Origin of the sequence: Prevotella scopos JCM 17725 (assembly GCF_018127785.1) — a bacterium.
Classification (GTDB): Bacteria; Bacteroidota; Bacteroidia; order Bacteroidales; family Bacteroidaceae; genus Prevotella; species Prevotella scopos.
Map to the genome: position 1 here is coordinate 211856 of NZ_CP072389.1, position 18289 is coordinate 230144.

Here is an 18289-nt window from a genome sequence, read left to right on the forward strand (position 1 = left end):
TATTTAGTTTTAGAATTTGTAAGCTACGTTCAACATACCATTGATACCATTCACGTAATACTTCTTAGGATTGCGGTAGAAGTCGTAAGCACGTGTTGTAGCAGCTCCAGTCGTCTTGTTGACAGTGTAGTTGCTTCTGCCCTGCTCATAACCACCACTTACAATCTTCTGGTTGTTCAGTAAGTTAGTAATCATCAAGTTGATTGACAGACTTCCATGGCGGAGATAAAGGCTCTTACCGATAGACGCATCGAGCATAAAGCCACCATGTCCCTCACTCTGTGCATAAGGAGTATAGTTGCCATTAGCATCCATACCGCCAAGCGCAGTACCCATTGTGCGGAGTGTGTTGCCATTACGGAGGCTTGGTGCGTAAGAGAGGTAGATACGATCATAGTAGTTACCGCTCAGGTCAATGAACCAACCACCCTTGTGGTAGCTGAGGATTGCGCTGTAAACACTCAGCGGAGTGCTTGCCTCGTGCATCCCCTTATTGTAAACAACATCCTTGTTGTAGGTGCTCTTAGTAGAGATCAAGTAGATAACATCAGCATTGTTAGCGTTCTTAGCCTCGCTCCAAGTACCGAGAGTCTTGAAGTTAAGGAAGCTTGTGAGTTTGAAGTCGAGACCCAACTCAATACCATAATAATTCTTCTTCATGTTTGTCATGCTAACGTATGTGAAAGAGTTAGCATCATCAAAGTAGAAGTTCTGCCACTCGGTTACGTGTGTCATATGGTTGTAGTAACCACTGAGGTTAGCACGGAGCCAACTACCAGAGTATTGATAGCTGAGTTCGCTTGAGAAGATACGTTCATTGTGGAGGTTGAGAACGAAGTCATTGTTCATCTCAGGTGCTGCAAAAGCAGTGTTAGCATTTGGTGCACGATGCTCGTAACCCAAACCGAGAGAGAGCGCATTGCCACCACCAAGTGTAACGGTAGCATTAGACTTCACACCACCTGTTAGGAAGTTAGCATCCTTACTCTTACCAGCAGAGTTATCGGCAAACATACCATTGCGCATGTTACCTACGCGATACATGTTATCATAGCCAACTCTACCAGCTACCATATAGTGAAGTTTACCAATAGTTTGTGCATAATTAGCCCAAAGTTTAGCACGGCGTACGTTGATGTTGTAATCGTAACCGAATGTATCACCTTCATATACGAGCTTTCCTAACCCCAAAGTACTAGTTGTGTTAAGGTCATACTGAACACGTGGGTCTGAAGCAGCATAGGTTCCGAGAGCATAAGTATTGATGTTATGGAAACTCTTTGCACCCAAGAGATCCTCCATTGTCTGATAGTGACGAGCTAAAGTCTGACCGAGTGAAAGACCAGCATTAAACACTTTGTTCTTACCAAGATGGTTCGTAAGAGTAGAAGAAAGTGCAGTTGTCATCGCATCATTGTGCTTAGCCTGTACGTAGTAAAGTGCATCCTCACCGTTGGCTGCAGCCTGACGGTTAGCATAGTAAAGGCGATCCCACTGAATCTGGCGGTTCTCCTTGTTGCCCCACCAGTTGACAGCTGTCTGCCAATCAGAGAAAGTCTGTGCTGTACGATAGCGTGCATCGCTCTGATCCCACACGTCATAGTAGCTACTTGGAAGGTTCTTCCAGTAGTCAGGCTGTGGGTTTTCGCTGTTGTTATAGTTCAGCTTTGTGCTCTTATACATAGAGTACTGGGCAAAAAGACTTGTTGTCAACTTCATCTTCTTGTTGATGTCCCAATCCCAAGAGAGGATAGCTGAAGGAGCAAAGTCATTAACAACACGGCTATTGCGCTTGTGACCATTCTGATAACCCCAATATGGGTTGTACTGATAGTCATTAGCAAGCCAGTAAGCCTCGTCAGTACTTGCGCCCTGTGTAGAACGCTCAGTAGGGTTACCCCATGTAGACAAAGCTAAAGAATGACCATTGTTCCACTTCTTCTGAACACCGAAGTAGTAAGACAATGAATTGTAGAAAGTGCCTTCAACGTACCCACGATTAGCCCAACGATAAGCAACACTAGCAGCGATAGCCCAGCCCTTAGCGTTGAAACCACTTGCATAGTTGTACATACCGCGGAGAGTATAGTTGCGGTTTGCTGCAGAAAGTGTGAGTCGATGTCCGCCAGCCATTGAACCAGCACGGAAGTCATAGTTGTTACTTCCAGCCAAGGCAGTCATTGAGAAGTTGTTATTCTCAAAAGGAAGTGCATAGTCAACGTTACGTGTCTGTTGGTTGATACCACCTACCATAGAGTAGCGGAACTGTCCGCTTTCCATATCGTTCATAGGTGTACCATTGATATAAACATCGTTATATTTCTGGTTCAGAGCACGGTAACGGAACCGCATGGGCGAATACAAGAAACCCACTTGTGAAGCATAGACGTTACTGTTTGAGTTGAGAATCGTTACATTTTCATTCATGTCATTATTCTCACCTAACTGCGCTTCAGTGAAGGTGAACGCCGATTCATCCATAGCGTTGGCCGTCTGCGCCTGCTGGTTCGTCTTGGGGTCGGTATTCTGTGCTACCATCATAGACGAACTGCATAGTGCTAAAACGGCAAGTTTCAGCTTTTTCTGCATAGTTAATTACATTAATAGGTGTTATACTTTGTTTGCAAAGTAACGAAATAAATTTGAAAATAGAAAGTCTTTTTGATGATTTTTTCGAAGATTATGCGTTAATGTCGGATTATTTACCGATATTTGCAAACCAAACGTGACTGTGTTAATTGATTCAGTTTAAGATGGTGTATGCCTGTAATTTTAGTCGGAGGACATGCAGATTATGCTTATTTTGTTTGATATTACTGATTTACAGGAATATACAAGTCTTCGTTTGATATTCTTTTGATAACAAACAACAACATAAAATAATAATGAGAAAGTTACTATTAGTTCTTTTCTGTGCCGTACTCTTTAGTGCGCCAGCTTCTGCTCAAAAGAAGTTCTCTGTTTACGCTATAGGCTTCTACAATGTAGAAAACTTGTTTGATACAACACATGATGAAGGGAAAAATGACTACGATTTCACTCCGACTGGTAGTTATCAGTGGAACGAAATGAAGTATAGTCATAAGTTGCATAATATGGCATCGGTATTGGCAGAGATGGGTACAGATGTACTTCCGAATGTTGGTTGTGCGGCTATAGGATTAGCAGAGGTTGAGAACGACCATGTAATGAACGACCTTACAGCTCAGCCAGAGTTGGCAGCACGTGGCTATAAGTATGTGCATATTGAAGGACCCGACCATCGTGGCATCGACTGTGCCTTGATTTATAATCCGAAGTTCTTTACGGTAAGAGATACAAAGTTAGTGCCTTATGTTTATGATCTTCCTAAAGATAGTACTCGTGCAACGCGTGGTTTTCTTACAGTAAGCGGTACATTGGCTGGCGAACATGTGACAATCATAGTGTGCCATTTACCAAGTCGTGGTGCTGGTTCTTACTATCGTGAGTTAGGTGGTAAGCAGGTAAAGGCATTGAAGGATTCACTTCTTCGTGAAGATCCAAAGGTGAAGGTGCTTGTTATGGGTGATATGAATGATGACCCAACCAATAAGAGCATGTATGAGTGTCTGTCAGCAAAGCCAGAAATCAAAGAAGTAGGTTCAAATGATATGTATAACCCTTGGTATAATGTTCTTGTAAAGGAGGGGACAGGAACCTTGCAGTATCAGGGTAAATGGAATCTCTTCGACCAGATAATCATGACTCCTAACTTATTGAATAAGGCTGGTAAGAGAGACTTCTCAGAGTTGAAGTTCTGGAAGAACCAAATCTTCCGCCGTGATTATCTCTTGCAGGAGTCAGGTAAGTATAAGGGTAATACCAAGCGAACCACTGCTGGTGGTGTTTGGCTCGATGGTTATTCAGATCACTTACCCGTTGTCACTTACTTTGTTAAGCAGCAGTAAAGATTATTAGGCTTATTAGGCTAATTAGCCCAATAAGCCTTATTGATAATAATAAAACAATGGAAATCGAAACTCATCCTTTTGAGCCATGGCTCCCATCCAATGCCAAGCTATTGCTATTAGGGACCTTCCCACCAGCACCAAAACGTTGGTGTATGGAGTGGTATTATCCTAATTACACGAATGATATGTGGCGCATCTTTGGTCATATCTTCTTCGGCGATAAACTTTACTTTGTGGATGAGGAGAAGAAGACCTATAAACTCGACTTACTAAAGCCATTCTTGAAAGAGAAAGGTATCGCTATCTTCGATACCGCCCTGCGTATCTATCGTACAACAGGTACGGCGTCTGATAAAGACTTAGAAATCATTGAGCGTGCCGACCTTGATGGAATGCTTCGTTCATTGCCAGAGTGTAAGGCTGTGTTGGCAGCAGGTCAGTTGGCTACAACGGTCTTTACAGAGCATTATGGTATTGATGCGCGAAAGATGAAGATGGGAGATCGCAAGGAGTTTAGCTTTGAGGACCGGACATTATACCTTTATCGTGAGCCAAGTAGTAGTCGTGCTTATCCGATGAAGGTCGAGAAGAAGGCAGAGTATTACGAAAGGATGTTTAGGGATTTAGGGATATTAGGCTAATAAGGCAAATTAGCCTAATTGGGCAAATAAGCCCAATAATAAGAATAATAAAATCAACCAATATGAAGAATAAAATAACGATCATAGGAATAGCAGGTGGTACAGGTTCGGGAAAGACCACCGTAGTGAAGAAAATCGTAGAGAGTCTTCCTCCTCATTATGTAGCTGTAGTACCCTTAGATTCCTATTATAATGACACAACAGGCCTCACAGATGAAGAGCGCAAGGCAATCAACTTCGATCACCCTGATGCCTTCGATTGGAAGCTACTGATTAAGCAAATAAATGAATTGCGTGAAGGTATAGCTATTGAACAGCCAACCTATAGTTATATTCTCAGCAACCGCTTGCCAGAGACGATTCATGTTGAGCCGAAGCCGGTAATCATCGTTGAGGGTATTATGGCCTTGAGCAACAGACGTCTTCGTGAGATGATGGACCTAAAGATTTTCGTTGATTGTGATTCAGATGAACGCCTTATCCGAAATATTCAACGTGATACGATAGACCGTGGTCGTACGGTCTCAATGGTTGTCGATCGCTATTTGGAGGTCCTGAAGCCAATGCACGAACAGTTTATTGAACCGACAAAGCGTTATGCTAATATCATTATTCCGCAGGGAGGCGAGAATGTGAAAGGTATCAATATCGTTTGTAAGTATATAGAAGGCTTAATGCCAAAGGAATAAAAAAAAGACAGGCAACTTGCCTGTCTTTTTTTGGGGCTTATTTGGCCTTATTAGCCCAATTGGCCTTATTAGGCTAATTAGCCTAATCACCAGCGTGCCAACTATTGTCGCTTACGCATAGGAGTGCATACCTCCAAGGATATAGTTTACACCGAAATAAGTCATGAGGATGCTAAGGAATGACAATAGCATAAACAGATGATATTTCTTCGGATTCCTGAAAGAAGAAAGGCTATTGCTATGTATAGGTATAGCATAGATCATGAAAGTTATCAAGGCCCATGTCTCCTTGGGGTCCCAGCCCCAATAGTTTCCCCAACTGATGTTTGCCCATATCGCACCGATGAAGATGCCTAATCCTAATGTCGTGATAGCAGGATAAAGGAATATCTGGGACAGTGATGTCAGTTGTCTATTGACAGATTTGATTCCTTCTCGTTTGCTGTTGTATGTACAGAAATAAGCAACGGCGCAAATAAATGTCAGCGATAGCAATGCGTATGAAATCATGATGATACTGACATGAATGCTAAGTAAAGGACTATTCAGTACCGGCATACGTGGTGTTATGCTTGGGTCCATTTCTCCGAGATGACTCACAAGAAGCATGAATCCACTCATCAGTAAACCAAAGGTTGTCATAAGCTGCATCTTCCGTGTTGCAGGGATTGACACAAGCATAATAATCCAAGACAGTAGTAGCATGGTTTCATAACCATTAGCGAGAGGGATGGTACCATTAATTATCCATCTGAGCGCCATCGTAAAGGTGAGGAATAACCATGAGATTACCATCAATCCTGTGAAGAGCTTATACCTCTTTCTGTTTGTGAAGAAAAGGACGGAAAGCAATCCAGCTGTCAGGTTAAAGATAAACAATATGGTCGTGAATGGGTATTTGTTGTAAATTTGTTCTGCACGAATGGCTTTGTCTGACGGAATTGTATTGCCACCATATCTATATTGATACTTCCTCAACTTCAGAATAAGTTCGTTGACCATATCCGTTTTTCCTTGTCTGGTCAGCTGTCCTGCTAAAGGGAGGATAGACCGGATATATTGTTGTTGCGCTTTCGGCATGGAAGCTGGAAATCTGTCACTGGGTGAGAACCAGTCAACCATCCCATTCTTTTCTATATAAGGAAAAATCTTCAGTGATTTCGCTTGCGTCAGATCCATCAGAAGCATCATCTTGTCGTCTGTATCAAGAAGTTGTTTCGAAATATTATCATCTTGTTGGTTCTGTGCATCTTGTAGATACGGACCGAGTATGTAACCCTGCTTCCCAAACAGGTTGATTGGTGCAATATACTCGTTCATGTTCAGTTTGCTTCGTAGTTCACTTCCTTTCAAACGTAGGATTGGTTCCTTCATCCACTCGTCTCCCCAGAACATAAAGCCCGTCAAGACTTGGCAGGGGTAAAGTCCTTATAAGTCTTTTTGCCATACAACTTCTTAGTGAAGTCGATTGCGTAAGTTTCCAAAGGGCATATTCTACCATTATATACAATCAGCACCTTCCCGAATTCATCGGCTGTCTGACGTGTTAATGAAGGCTGTGCATGTACTGAGGTATATCCTGCAATGAGCATCAAAGCCATCACAGCCTCTTTACGCAACAACCGACGGAATTTACCCTTAGGTTCAATGAGCATGGCGATGAGTGAAAAGAAGAGTAGGGCATAGCCTGTATAAGTCACAGGAATACCATACGGGTCAGAATTGACCGATAGGTAACTACCTTTCAAATCTTCATCATAACTGCTCTGATAGAGGCGTGTCCCATATCCTGAATAGATATTGTTCATAGAGACTTGATATTGTTCTCGTTTTCCGTTATGGATAATCGTGATGTGCGAAGCATAATCCATTGCAGCCATATTACCTGCATGATAAGTAACATTGAATTTGTTAAGAAGAATTTCAAACGGAAGTCTGGCCTCGTTTCCTTCTTTTGTAATATAGGTTTGCGTAATCTTACCTTGTCGTACATGAATCATACCCCTGTGCGCAGTAAGATGCGTAAGCAATGCTCCTGACAGAATGATGACAAATGAAAGGTGTAACATCACAACGATAGGACGTCTGATTTTCCTTTGGATGAAATAAACGATTCCCGTAGCAGTGCCAGCCGCCCATAGCAGGCAGAACCACCATGCACCGAAGATGTTGTCCGAAACAAAGTCCAGACTGGTATATTTCCCTAAGATAGTCGCCATTGCCATCACTATGACAAGGAGGATGTATATAACTGCAAGTATCTTTTTTGTTCGCATTTGTAAAAATGATAAAAAGAAGATGAGTCTTTCGTAAAGGCTCATCTCCTTCTATAATTGTTTTTGTTAACTAAGATCTATTAGATAGAACGGATGAACTTAACCACCGCATCTCTGTCTTTCTTTGGCAGGTTATAGAACTTCACAGCAGCCTTATAAGCTTGACTATTCTTACTATAAGCATGCCACATGATTGCTTCAATCTCATTACGTGCTCGAGCATCATGGAGGCGATCATCTGCACCAGAGTTGATAAGTGACAGACCTCTACCCCATAAAGGTGTTGTACGGCACCATGAACCATGAATATCATTCTTCATATCCAACTTATGCTGGATAAAGTCAGAGTAAGGATAAATCTTCTGATTAGCATACTTAGGCAACTGCTTATTGCCAATAATCTTAGAAGAGCCATGGTTGTCTGCACCCGTAGTCCAAGAAGCCTTGTGACAATGAGCACAGCCTAACTCACCAGTAAAGAGTTCCTTACCACGCTGTACATCCTTGTCATTCAAATTTCTTGCACGAGGAACAGCAATACCTCTGTGCCATACCATGAATGCATGATAAGCATCATCACTCACCTCTGGCTTGAAGTTGAAGTAAGGGTTGTTATACAAGTCAACATTATCGCTTGGGGAGAGCAAGTAACGAACAGCCTTCTTGATACCTTCACGTGTTCCATCGTTGTAGTATGGATGTACGTAAGAGTTAGCGTCACTACCATGTTGTTGGATGTAACTAATTACGTTCTCGTTCTCTGACATTGCTTTAGCCCATGGTTCGGTAGAACAAATGTGCTTGATATCTGAACGAAGAATATTCAACTCGTCCCAAAGAGCAACGTCATTCTCAAGGCAACCATCCAACAAATCATAGTTGAAACGCTTTACAAACTTATTGCCAAAGGCATCTTCTGCCCATGCTTCTGGCTTCAACTGCTTTGTCGTATTATCAAAGAACTCTGGGTTAAGTTCCACAAATCGACCTTCAGCCTCATACTGCTTCTTCAAATCTTCATTAGAAATAGCATCAATCAAACCAAGACCTTGGAAGTTACAAGATGCTATCAAGCGTACTTCATAATTGCTTGGTACTGGGTCAGTGTTGAATGCTGACTGTGGAATAGATACTGATGGATAACGAAGATTAAACTTCTCACCATCAGGGAACTGCATTGGCAATCCACTTGGCATAGATGTTACGTCATGCCATGTGATGTGTATTTGCTTCGGATCAACAGGAGGCAAGAACGGCTCGACGGCTTGAAGCATCGTAAAGGTAGTCAACTGGTCAATTGGTGTACCATTGTTGCTTCCTGGAGCATCAGGTGTATAAACAGAAACGATGTATCCGTTGCCCTTTACTGGCTCCATGTCATTGCGGCTATGACCGTGAGCATAACCACCAGAGTGGCAATACTCGCATGAACGACGGGATGCAACAGGCCCCCAACCTTTGTAAGGCTCGGTGCTAAGGGTGTACTTAGCACTTACCATCATATCTCCTTGGTTGAAGAGATCGGTTAGTCCTTGTTCGTCGATAGCTGGTGTGTTGTCCTCATAACCACCTGCTGCGGTGTTCTCTGTTGTACCAAGTTTGCCACCTGGGTACCATTCATCTGCAGAGAAATTACCTACTGCCTGACCAATGTACTTTGTCTCAGGTTCTGATGGTTGCTGTGGATTGTCTGGCGTAACATTGTCGTCAGAACATGCAGCAAATGCACATAAGAGTGCTCCAGCAAGTAAGTATTTGCTATAGCTGTTGTGTCTCATAATGTTTTATAGTTAAATTTACGTTTGAAACGTAGCCCTGTCCTAAAGAAGACAAAGCTACGTTTATTATTTATATTTACTTTTCAGATTTGCAAGAGTTGGATTACTTATCTGTCTGTTGGTTTATCCATGTACCAGCAGCATTAAGTGCTTCATTCAAGGCAGTAACCTTCTCGATGCAAGTCTTAACCTGTGCATGACCTGGATTATCAATGAAAGCAACGCCACTCTTCTTAGCTGTCTCCAAGGCAGCTATTGCCTCGTTAAGAGCAGTGTTCAATTCATTATAATTAGGATAGTTGTTATTCTTCAAGAAGTTCATGATAGAGTACTGAGCTGGAGTAGAGATATTCTCTGTACCACGTACGCCATAGAGTGAGTTCTTGATAGAATAGATGTTATCCTGGTAGTCTTGGAATGAACGCTTACTGTATGGTGACTCGATGTAGTTAGCTGCATCGTCTGCCGTACCAGTACCTGTAGCCTTACGATAAGCCTGACCAAGTTTTTGTTCAGCAACTTCTTCGCAGATGCCAGAGCATCCGCCAATGAATATATTGTTCAGTGTCTCATGCCATGAAGCAAACATACCTTTCTCAGTAGTGGCGAACTGTGAGTAATCACGGTATGGAATTAACTTTGCAGAAAGTCCTCTGTGACGTGTCCCATTAACTACCCACATTGCATCAGCAAGCTGGTTCACGTGAGAAGTTGGTATACTTGTACCTAACCAACCATATTCCAAGAGGTAAGTCATGTTACGGAGGTCACCAGCAACAGCTGCTGCAAAGGCTGCTTCATTCACTGTACTTACGCTTGTAAGGCCTTGTTCTGTCTCTTTTTCAGCATTGAAGTCTGCTACAGTACGGTTCTTACCATTACGGAAGAGAACGAACTCCAATCCATGGAAACCTAACACAGAGTCGAAATTACCATTGTTGTCATAAACATACTTGGCTGGATTCTCTCCATTAATACCTGCGATAACATCTGCATTATTCAATGCTCTTGTTAACTGATCATGGTCGAGTGGCCATGAGTCGATATGTGGGTCGATCTCATTGTCAGAAGCTGCACCATAGAGGAAAGACTCACTCTGCTCCCAATCTCGACGTGCTCCTTTGAAAGCCTCACAAGCTGCATCAATGTCATTCTGGGTCAAAGTACCTGCTTTACGCTTCTGATAAAGATTCTGGCAAGCCTTGTAAAGAATGTCAGACTTCTCTGCCAAGTCTAAATATGTAGGTTTAACAACTTCATTAATGTAGTTGGCAACAACCTTACCCATCTCTGTTTTATTAGCGTTTGCTCTACTTTCGCTTTCAGCCTGGCTTAAAGCATTTTGCTGTTCAGGTGTAAGAATTGTTGTGTTAATAACTTCATCATCATCACTACTACATGATACGAAGCCTGTAGCTAATGTCCCTGCAAGGAGGAACATCGCAAGTTTTGTTACTTTTTTCATTATAATCCCTTTTTAATTATAGTTATACAATCTTTATTCTTTGCTTTTTAGAGGAAGAAACCTTCGTATGCTATACCAATGTTTATAGAAGGTTCATCGTTGTAACCCTTCTTCAGATTGCGGTAGTTGTACTCTGCCTTGATAGCAATCTGTGGGATAGGATAATAGTTGATACCTGTTGCAAGAACGGTTCTATTCGTCCACTGCTTAGTTGTTGCATGGATGTAAGAGTCATAGTGTTCGATGTGTCCAAAGACATAGAGCTTCTGATTGTCCTCACGCAACTTGTGAATCTGAGAGAAAATATCATAACCTACCTCAAACATCATAGCCATAGCATGACTTCCGAAGTATTTACCACTACCTGACTCGTATGGCTTAACATACTGAACATTAGGGTATGAGAGGCCAGAAATCTGGTTCGCATTACTTACATAACCATAGTCAATGTTTCCTCTCGCAATCCAGTTATATTTATTATAGGTGAAATCTAAGCTACCAAGATAAACATTACCCTTAATCTTCTTCTTCTCTCCCTTCTCACTATCATGTGGAACATTGTTGTGCATAGCCTGTCCTGCGTATGCACTAACACCAATGCGTAAGCCTGGGATGGTGTAGTTGTCTACGCGAGCGAGGAAACCATACTTATTAGCAACCTCAAACTCGAATGGATTTGACGTACCTTTCTGAATCCAATTGGCGCGGCTGAAATGATAAGCATCCAATCCAGCAATCATCTGTGCGACGTAGCTAAAGTCGCCAGCCTTACCCCAGAAGGAAATACCTGTTTGATGCCATGTGCTTGGAAGAATTGTGTTTTCCCCTTCAGGACGATATACTGTAAAGAAGTTTAATGGCTCATGGTGTGCATTCACTAAACCAAATGGAACTACAATATGACCGGCTCTAATATTAAAGGCCTTACTGAATGATTTCTGAAGCCAGAACTGTTCAAGTTCAACTTCTCCACCTTTCTCTGTTTCATGTTCGAATTCAATCGCCTCGTCTGCCTCATATTCTATAGCAGAACCAGAGCCACCATGTTCAAATTCTATCTCGGTACCCATTGACCATCCTTTGCCGAAGTCATAACCTACATAGAGTACAGCATGTGGAATATCAAATCTTCCGTGACTAGGATCTTTTTTATAGAGACTTGGTGTTGTATAACGATTACCATTGTCACTATAGAAATTGCGAGAATAAGCGGCTTCACCATATCCACCAATACTAAGTTTGTTTCCCTTTGCATGGTTCATTACAGAGTCTGCCGCATTGATTTGCGCATGAGCAGTTGTCGTGCCTGCAAGCAAGGAAAAACCTAAAAACAATCCGAGCGTAAAATTATTCATTGACATCTATTTGTATTATTAATAATGTGGGTACAAAAGTAATGGTAATTCTGGGAATGGACAATACTCACATTTAGTGATATTATTTCTTTTGTTGTGTTTTTATGTAAGGGTCTTTTGATAAAAGGGTCGTTACTTTTAGGTAAAATAGGAATAATTACAATAAGTGATGGGTATGAAAGGAACCCTTTTACAGATAAGTGAGAGTTCTAGTGTATATAAAAAGGAGATAGTATTAAAGAGTTAATTTTAATACTACCTCCTTGATTATAATTAGGAATCTTTTGTTCTATCGGATTCTGTCTGCTGCTCTTACCAAAGCTTCATCAGCAAGGATGGCGTGACGTGCAAGCCACAAGAGGATGAAAGCTACGAGTGGAAGGCAGGCTGCAAATGTAATATGGAAGTTGAATCCTGTCATCAACACTTGGCTGAACACTCCATAAACCACGTACCAGCCTATAATCATGAGCATTGAAAATGCACAGAAACGAGCTTGACGTTTGCGGTTATGATAATCGAAGATGGCGAAGAGGTTGATGGGGCAAGTAAGCAAAAGAATAGCGAACAAAGCCCATACATTGAAATCCTTTCCACCGTTTGCGTCACTTATCCATAGATTCATTAGCATGCTCTCTGCACCCATACCTTTCGGTTCGTAGAGGCCTACAGGAAGGCAGAGGCAAGCAATCGTTGCAAGTAATGCAAGGAACAGGAATACCGTTTGTTTCCTTTGTATCATGGTTTAATCTTCTTCCTCGTTCTGTGCTTCCTTAGAAGGGTCGCGCCAGTAAACGTCACCATCTATAAATTCTTGCGAAGCTAACAAAGTTGGCTTTGGCAACTTCTCATAATAACGGCTAATCTCAATCTGCTCACGGTTCTCAAATACCTCATCAAGAGAATCGTTATAAGAAGCAAATTCAGCAAGTTTCTTACTCAAGTCCTGCTTTATTTCAACCGAGATTTGGTTTGCTCGCTTTGCTATGATAGCAACACTCTCATAGATGTTACCAGTATCTTTCCAAAGTTCCTGAACATCTCGGGTTACCGTGTTTGACGGTGCTTTTGACTTTCTGTAATCCATTCTAATTGTTTATAGTTTATAAGTCTGTTATTCTTTTAATCTTTTGTAATCTGCTTACACTTTTTGATGTATTCCTCAGCTGTCTTGCGCTCTTTTGAGTCTGGATATTCGTTGATAAATCCATAACACTCGTCTTCAGCATCTTGATAGCGTTGTAGTTTCTTTTCTTCGACACTCATTTGAGCCAGCTCAAACTTACTCTTCATTAAGAGGATTGCGAAGGCTTCACGCATGTCGCTATAAGGATAATCATTCAAAGCGTTCTGTGCAGTAATGATGCAAGCCTCGTAGTTGTTACCGCCACTCGTGCAGTTTCCGAAGTAAGAACCGAGGTTATAGTATAACTTTGCATTGAGATATTCCTTGCGGATAAGCTTGTCCTGCAATGAAAAGAGGCGTTGCTGGGCTGCAGCTTTCATCTTGCCATTAGGGAAGACATCCAAATACTCTTGGAAAGCTGCGATGGCAGCGATAGTTGGTGTCTGGTCAAGGCGTGGTTCTGGCGTACCTTCGAAGAGACTCTGTCCGATATAGAACGATGCCATCTCAGCATACTGACCACGTGGATAGGTCTGATAATACTTCTTGAATGTTTCTGATGCAGCTTGATAATCTTTCAAGCCATACTCTGCCATGGCAAGCATATAGAGACACTCCTGTGCGTTGTCTGTGCCTTTCTCAATTGTCACAAGGTCTTGCAAAAGGGGAACAGCAAAGCCATACTTTCCCTTTGCAAAGCATTCCTTTGCAAATTCGTATTTATAATCGTTGTTTGTTGTCTTATAGACTTGATTATATTCGTGTGCGCAACTTGTTAAAAGCAAAACGGCGCACAGGCCAATGAGAATTCTTTTCTTCATAATTTGACTTTGAAATGCAAAGTTACATATTATTCTATAAATACGCAAAGGTGGTTTGCTTTTTTAGCAAAAAATCACGATTAATTCCATACTATCATCGGTTTTTTGTATCTTTGCAATCAAAGATTGATTCACTTGATTCTCGAAAATGGACTTTAAATTAACATCGAAATATAAGCCAACGGGCGACCAACCGGAGGCAATCAGAGAACTTACTGACGGACTGGAGCGTGGCGATAAAAGTCAGGTGCTCTTGGGTGTGACGGGTTCGGGTAAGACGTTTACGGTTGCGAACGTGATCGCAAATGTTAATAAGCCGACACTGATTTTATCGCATAACAAGACTTTGGCTGCACAGCTTTATGAGGAGATGAAGGCTTTCTTTCCTGATAACGCTGTGGAGTATTATGTCTCTTATTATGACTATTATCAGCCAGAGGCTTACATGCTTGTGACGGATACCTATATTGAGAAAGATCTCGCGATTAATGACGAGATTGATAAACTCCGCTTGTCTGCTGTATCTTCTTTGTTATCAGGTCGTAAGGATGTTATTGTCGTTTCTTCCGTTTCGTGCATCTATGGTATGGGAGCACCAGTCGCAATGAAGGAGAATGTCATCTCTATCAAGAAGGGTCAAGTGATTGATCGTAATGATTTTTTAAGACGTCTAGTAGATGCACTCTATATGCGCAATGATATCGAACTACAGCGTGGAAACTTCCGTGTGAAGGGTGATACGGTGGATATTGCAATGGCTTATAGCGACAATGTCCTGCGCATTACGTGGTGGGATGATGAGATAGACTCTATTGAGGAGGTGGATGCTGTCGATTTCCATCGCCTTGCTACCTTCGATACTTACGAGATTTACCCAGCCAATCTCTTCGTAACGTCTAAGGAACAGACCGAAGGGGCTATTCGTCAGATACAAGATGACTTGGTGAAGCAGGTTGATTTCTTCACTGAGATAGGGGATAACATTAAGGCACAACGTATCAAAGAACGTGTGGAGTATGATATTGAGATGATTAAGGAACTAGGTCATTGCTCTGGTATTGAGAACTATTCACGCTATTTTGATGGCAGAGAGGCGGGGATGCGTCCTTACTGTTTGTTAGACTTTTTCCCAGAAGATTACTTAATGGTGATAGACGAGAGCCACGTGAGTGTACCTCAGATTTCAGCGATGTATGGTGGCGATCGTGCCCGAAAGAAGAATCTTGTAGAATATGGTTTCCGTCTGCCAGCTGCTTTTGACAATCGTCCGCTTCGTTTCGAGGAGTTTCATGATTTGATTCATCAGATTATTTATGTGTCGGCTACTCCAGCTGACTTTGAGTTGGCAGAGTCCGAAGGCGTTGTTGTTGAGCAACTTATCCGTCCTACGGGATTGCTCGACCCAGAGATAGAGGTGCGTCCCTCAGAGAATCAGATTGACGATTTGATGAACGAAATTGTTATCCGTGCAGAGAAAGAAGAGCGCGTGCTAGTGACGACACTGACCAAGCGAATGGCGGAGGAGTTGACAGAATACTTGTTAAATCACGATATTCGTACGGCTTATATTCATAGTGATGTAGCCAGTCTTGACCGCATCAAGATTATCAACGACCTCCGTGCGGGTCTCTATGATGTCCTTGTGGGGGTCAATCTCTTGCGTGAGGGATTGGATTTGCCCGAGGTTTCTTTGGTTGCTATCCTCGATGCTGACAAAGAGGGTTTCCTCCGTAGTCATAGAAGTTTGACACAGACGGCAGGACGTGCGGCTCGTAACGTGAATGGAAAGGTGATTATGTATGCTGATAACATCACGGAGAGTATGCAGAAAACCATCGACGAGACGATGCGAAGACGTACGAAACAGTTGAAATACAATGAGGAGCATCATATCACACCGACACAGATTGTCAAGGCTATCAAGGGAACGCTACCAGTGGGTGGTGAATCGAACCTCACCGCACAGACAGTTGCTATCAATAGGAATGTCGGACAGGCGTATGTTGAACCCAATAATGGTGTTCTCTTTGCTGCTGACCCAATTGTTGCGAAGATGAGTAAAGAACAATTGGAGAAGAGTATTGCTAACACAACAGCACTTATGAAACAAGCAGCAAAAGACCTCGACTTCCTGCAAGCTGCACAGTATCGTGATGAGATTATTCGACTGCAGAAGGAGTTGGAGGAGAAATAGCCTCACCCCCAGCCCCTCTCCGAGTGGAGAGGGGAGTAAAATGCGAGATACCCCTGATGTAAAAGGTAAAAAGAGGGTAAGAGAAGGGTGAAAAATGTATGTTTAGTTCGTTTGGAGTATGGTGAAAAAGTTGCTGCGAGGGCTTGAAAAACCATTACAATATTTTAGGTAAAAGGTTCCTAATATAGGCGAAAAATACGTGTAAAAAGTAAGTTTGTAACTATTAGTAAATAAGTGGGTTATGAGACTGCTTTTCAAAAGGTGCTTAGTTGGACTTCAAAAGGGCGTTAGTAAGGCTTCAAAAGGGCATCTTTCGCAAGCCAATTGGGCGTCTTTAAGAAGCCAAAAGAGCATTTGTTGAAAATCAAGTTGTGAAAAAGTAGGACAAATCAGACTTTCTGTAAATATTCGTTTTTGGTTGCTTAGTCTTTGCATTACCCTGTTTTTGTGACTCTATAACGAATCGTGTGGGTTGTGTGTTGATATTCCACTGGTTTGGTGCGGGTGCTTAGCACAAGTGGTGCGGATGCTTAGCACTAATGGTGCGGATGGTATGCACCACATGTGCGAAGGATTAACACCATTGCTGTACATGGAAGGGTAGGGGCTTAATGTGAGTTAAGTGTATTAAAACTAAGGTCAATTGGGAGTTTTGTTTAGTTGAAGGTAATACCTTTTGACGATATTTTTAGGCTCTATGACGAATTACCCACACAATTCATTATAAAACTTTTTTGTTATTTTGCGCAACTAAAAACGTTCCTCTGTTACTAGGTCTTAATTCACCCTGTCTTAAGGGTATCCTGTTTACTTTGGTGATAAAAAGAAAAAAAAACTTTGCTTTAGACACGATAAACAAGCGAAAAGTTGTATCTTTGCTTGATATATTATTATTAGAAAGAAGTTTGAGATTATGAAGAAGATTTTGATATTCTTGTTTTTGTGCCTTCCTATGATGGCTTCGGCACAGACTACGCTGACTCCAGAACAGAAGTTGGAACAGGCACAACGCCAGTTAGAGGAGGCTAAGGCTGCTTTGGAACAAGCGAAGGCAAACGCTGCAAAAGCAAAGGCCGAGGCTGAAGCAAGAGCAAAAAAAGAAGCTGAGGCTAAGGCGAAAGCTGATATTGAGAAGAAGATTGCAGAGATGAAGGCTGAGGCTGAACGTCTGGAACGTGAGGCTGCTGCACTCACAGAGGCTGCAAAGAAGGCACAGACAACTACGGCTGCCCCAACAACAAAGGCTCCAGAATCTTCAGTAACAAAGGCTACGGGGACTCCAACAACGTCTGTCACTAACACTGCCTCCGATTCTTGGGTTGTCCCGACAGCAGCAGCTACAGCTGCGGCTCGTGCCAATAAGACAATGAATACAGACAGCAAAGCTAACAAGGATTTATATCTTCAGAAGGGTATCATACCTGAGGTGAATGGTCAGGTAGTGTGGACTGAAACCTTTAATGTACCTGGAGCAACAGCTGACGAACTTTATGACAAGGCCTTTGCTTATCTCACAGAACTCACACAAGGTAGTAACCAGTTGGAGGGTAGTAAGGTAGCTTTGGTGAATAAGGGCGAACATAGTATTGTGGCAACAGTACGTGAGAAGCTCATCTTCTCTTCGTCATTCCTTTCATTAGATTATACCCAATTCAATTATGTACTTCAAGCCACTTGTCGTGACGGACAGGCCACATTGACGATGAATCGTTTGACTTATCGTTACGATGTACAGGGCAATGTTTCTGATTTCAATGCAGAGCAATGGATTACTGATAAGCATGCTGTAAACAAGAAGCAGACGCGTCTCTTGCCAGTATCTGGTAAGTTCCGTCGTGCTACAATCGATCGTAAGAATAGCATCTTTGAGGGTTTCGAACAAGCACTGAAGTAAGAGAAAAATAGCAATCGACGAGGGCGTGTCTGAGGTAATGGATAAGGATAACTGAGCCATTAATGTAGGGTTCTTACCTATTAACATAAGCTTAATAAAAGATTACAATCCTCGTAAT

12 protein-coding genes and 1 pseudogene are annotated in these 18289 nt (G+C 42.2%); 5 read left to right on the plus strand and 8 right to left on the minus strand.

The window, feature by feature from the left end:
- Nucleotides 1–9 precede the first annotated feature (9 nt).
- Nucleotides 10–2589 carry a porin family protein gene (locus J4856_RS00790; protein ID WP_065367998.1) on the minus strand — a complete coding sequence of 860 codons (2580 nt, stop codon included), beginning with the start codon at nt 2587–2589 and terminating at the stop codon, nt 10–12.
- 296 nt (nt 2590–2885) lie between these two features.
- Here J4856_RS00790 and J4856_RS00795 point away from each other — a divergent pair, with 296 nt between their 5' ends.
- The 3 genes from J4856_RS00795 (at nt 2886) to udk (ending at nt 5262) form a co-directional block, all read left to right on the plus strand.
- A complete protein-coding gene (locus tag J4856_RS00795) occupies nt 2886–3929 on the plus strand; it encodes an endonuclease/exonuclease/phosphatase family protein (protein WP_025838716.1) in 1044 nt (347 codons plus the stop codon).
- Nucleotides 3930–3988: 59 nt separating this feature from the next.
- Nucleotides 3989–4573: a uracil-DNA glycosylase family protein gene (locus tag J4856_RS00800; protein WP_025838715.1), complete on the plus strand. Its 585-nt coding sequence runs from the start codon at nt 3989–3991 to the stop codon at nt 4571–4573.
- Between the two features lie 62 nt (nt 4574–4635).
- Nucleotides 4636–5262 (plus strand): uridine kinase, encoded by a 627-nt coding sequence (udk, locus tag J4856_RS00805; protein WP_025838713.1) that lies wholly within the window; start codon nt 4636–4638, stop codon nt 5260–5262.
- 111 nt (nt 5263–5373) lie between these two features.
- On the opposite strand, the pseudogene J4856_RS00810 reads toward udk, so the two are convergent.
- The 7 genes and pseudogenes from J4856_RS00810 to J4856_RS00840 form a co-directional block, all read right to left on the minus strand.
- Nucleotides 5374–7538 (minus strand): annotated as a pseudogene (locus J4856_RS00810) (cytochrome c biogenesis protein).
- An 80-nt stretch (nt 7539–7618) separates the two neighbouring features.
- Nucleotides 7619–9316 carry a di-heme oxidoredictase family protein gene (locus tag J4856_RS00815; RefSeq protein ID WP_025838709.1) on the minus strand — a complete coding sequence of 566 codons (1698 nt, stop codon included), beginning with the start codon at nt 9314–9316 and terminating at the stop codon, nt 7619–7621.
- Between the two features lie 103 nt (nt 9317–9419).
- Nucleotides 9420–10781: an imelysin family protein gene (locus J4856_RS00820; RefSeq protein WP_025838707.1), complete on the minus strand. Its 1362-nt coding sequence runs from the start codon at nt 10779–10781 to the stop codon at nt 9420–9422.
- Nucleotides 10782–10828: 47 nt separating this feature from the next.
- Nucleotides 10829–12136: a hypothetical protein gene (locus tag J4856_RS00825; protein WP_025838706.1), complete on the minus strand. Its 1308-nt coding sequence runs from the start codon at nt 12134–12136 to the stop codon at nt 10829–10831.
- Between the two features lie 289 nt (nt 12137–12425).
- Complete coding sequence (locus tag J4856_RS00830) at nt 12426–12878, minus strand: DUF4293 domain-containing protein (RefSeq protein ID WP_025838704.1); 453 nt, start codon at nt 12876–12878, stop codon at nt 12426–12428.
- A 3-nt stretch (nt 12879–12881) separates the two neighbouring features.
- A complete protein-coding gene (locus J4856_RS00835; protein ID WP_025838701.1) occupies nt 12882–13223 on the minus strand; it encodes a DNA-directed RNA polymerase subunit omega in 342 nt (113 codons plus the stop codon).
- Between the two features lie 35 nt (nt 13224–13258).
- Nucleotides 13259–14083, minus strand: a complete 825-nt coding sequence (locus J4856_RS00840) for an outer membrane protein assembly factor BamD (RefSeq protein WP_025838699.1) — start codon at nt 14081–14083, stop codon at nt 13259–13261.
- Nucleotides 14084–14231: 148 nt separating this feature from the next.
- Between J4856_RS00840 and uvrB the strand changes: the two genes are divergently transcribed.
- Nucleotides 14232–16277 carry an excinuclease ABC subunit UvrB gene (uvrB, locus tag J4856_RS00845; RefSeq protein ID WP_025838696.1) on the plus strand — a complete coding sequence of 682 codons (2046 nt, stop codon included), beginning with the start codon at nt 14232–14234 and terminating at the stop codon, nt 16275–16277.
- Nucleotides 16278–17190: 913 nt separating this feature from the next.
- Complete coding sequence (locus J4856_RS00850) at nt 17191–18171, plus strand: DUF4468 domain-containing protein (RefSeq protein WP_025838694.1); 981 nt, start codon at nt 17191–17193, stop codon at nt 18169–18171.
- Nucleotides 18172–18289 lie beyond the last annotated feature (118 nt).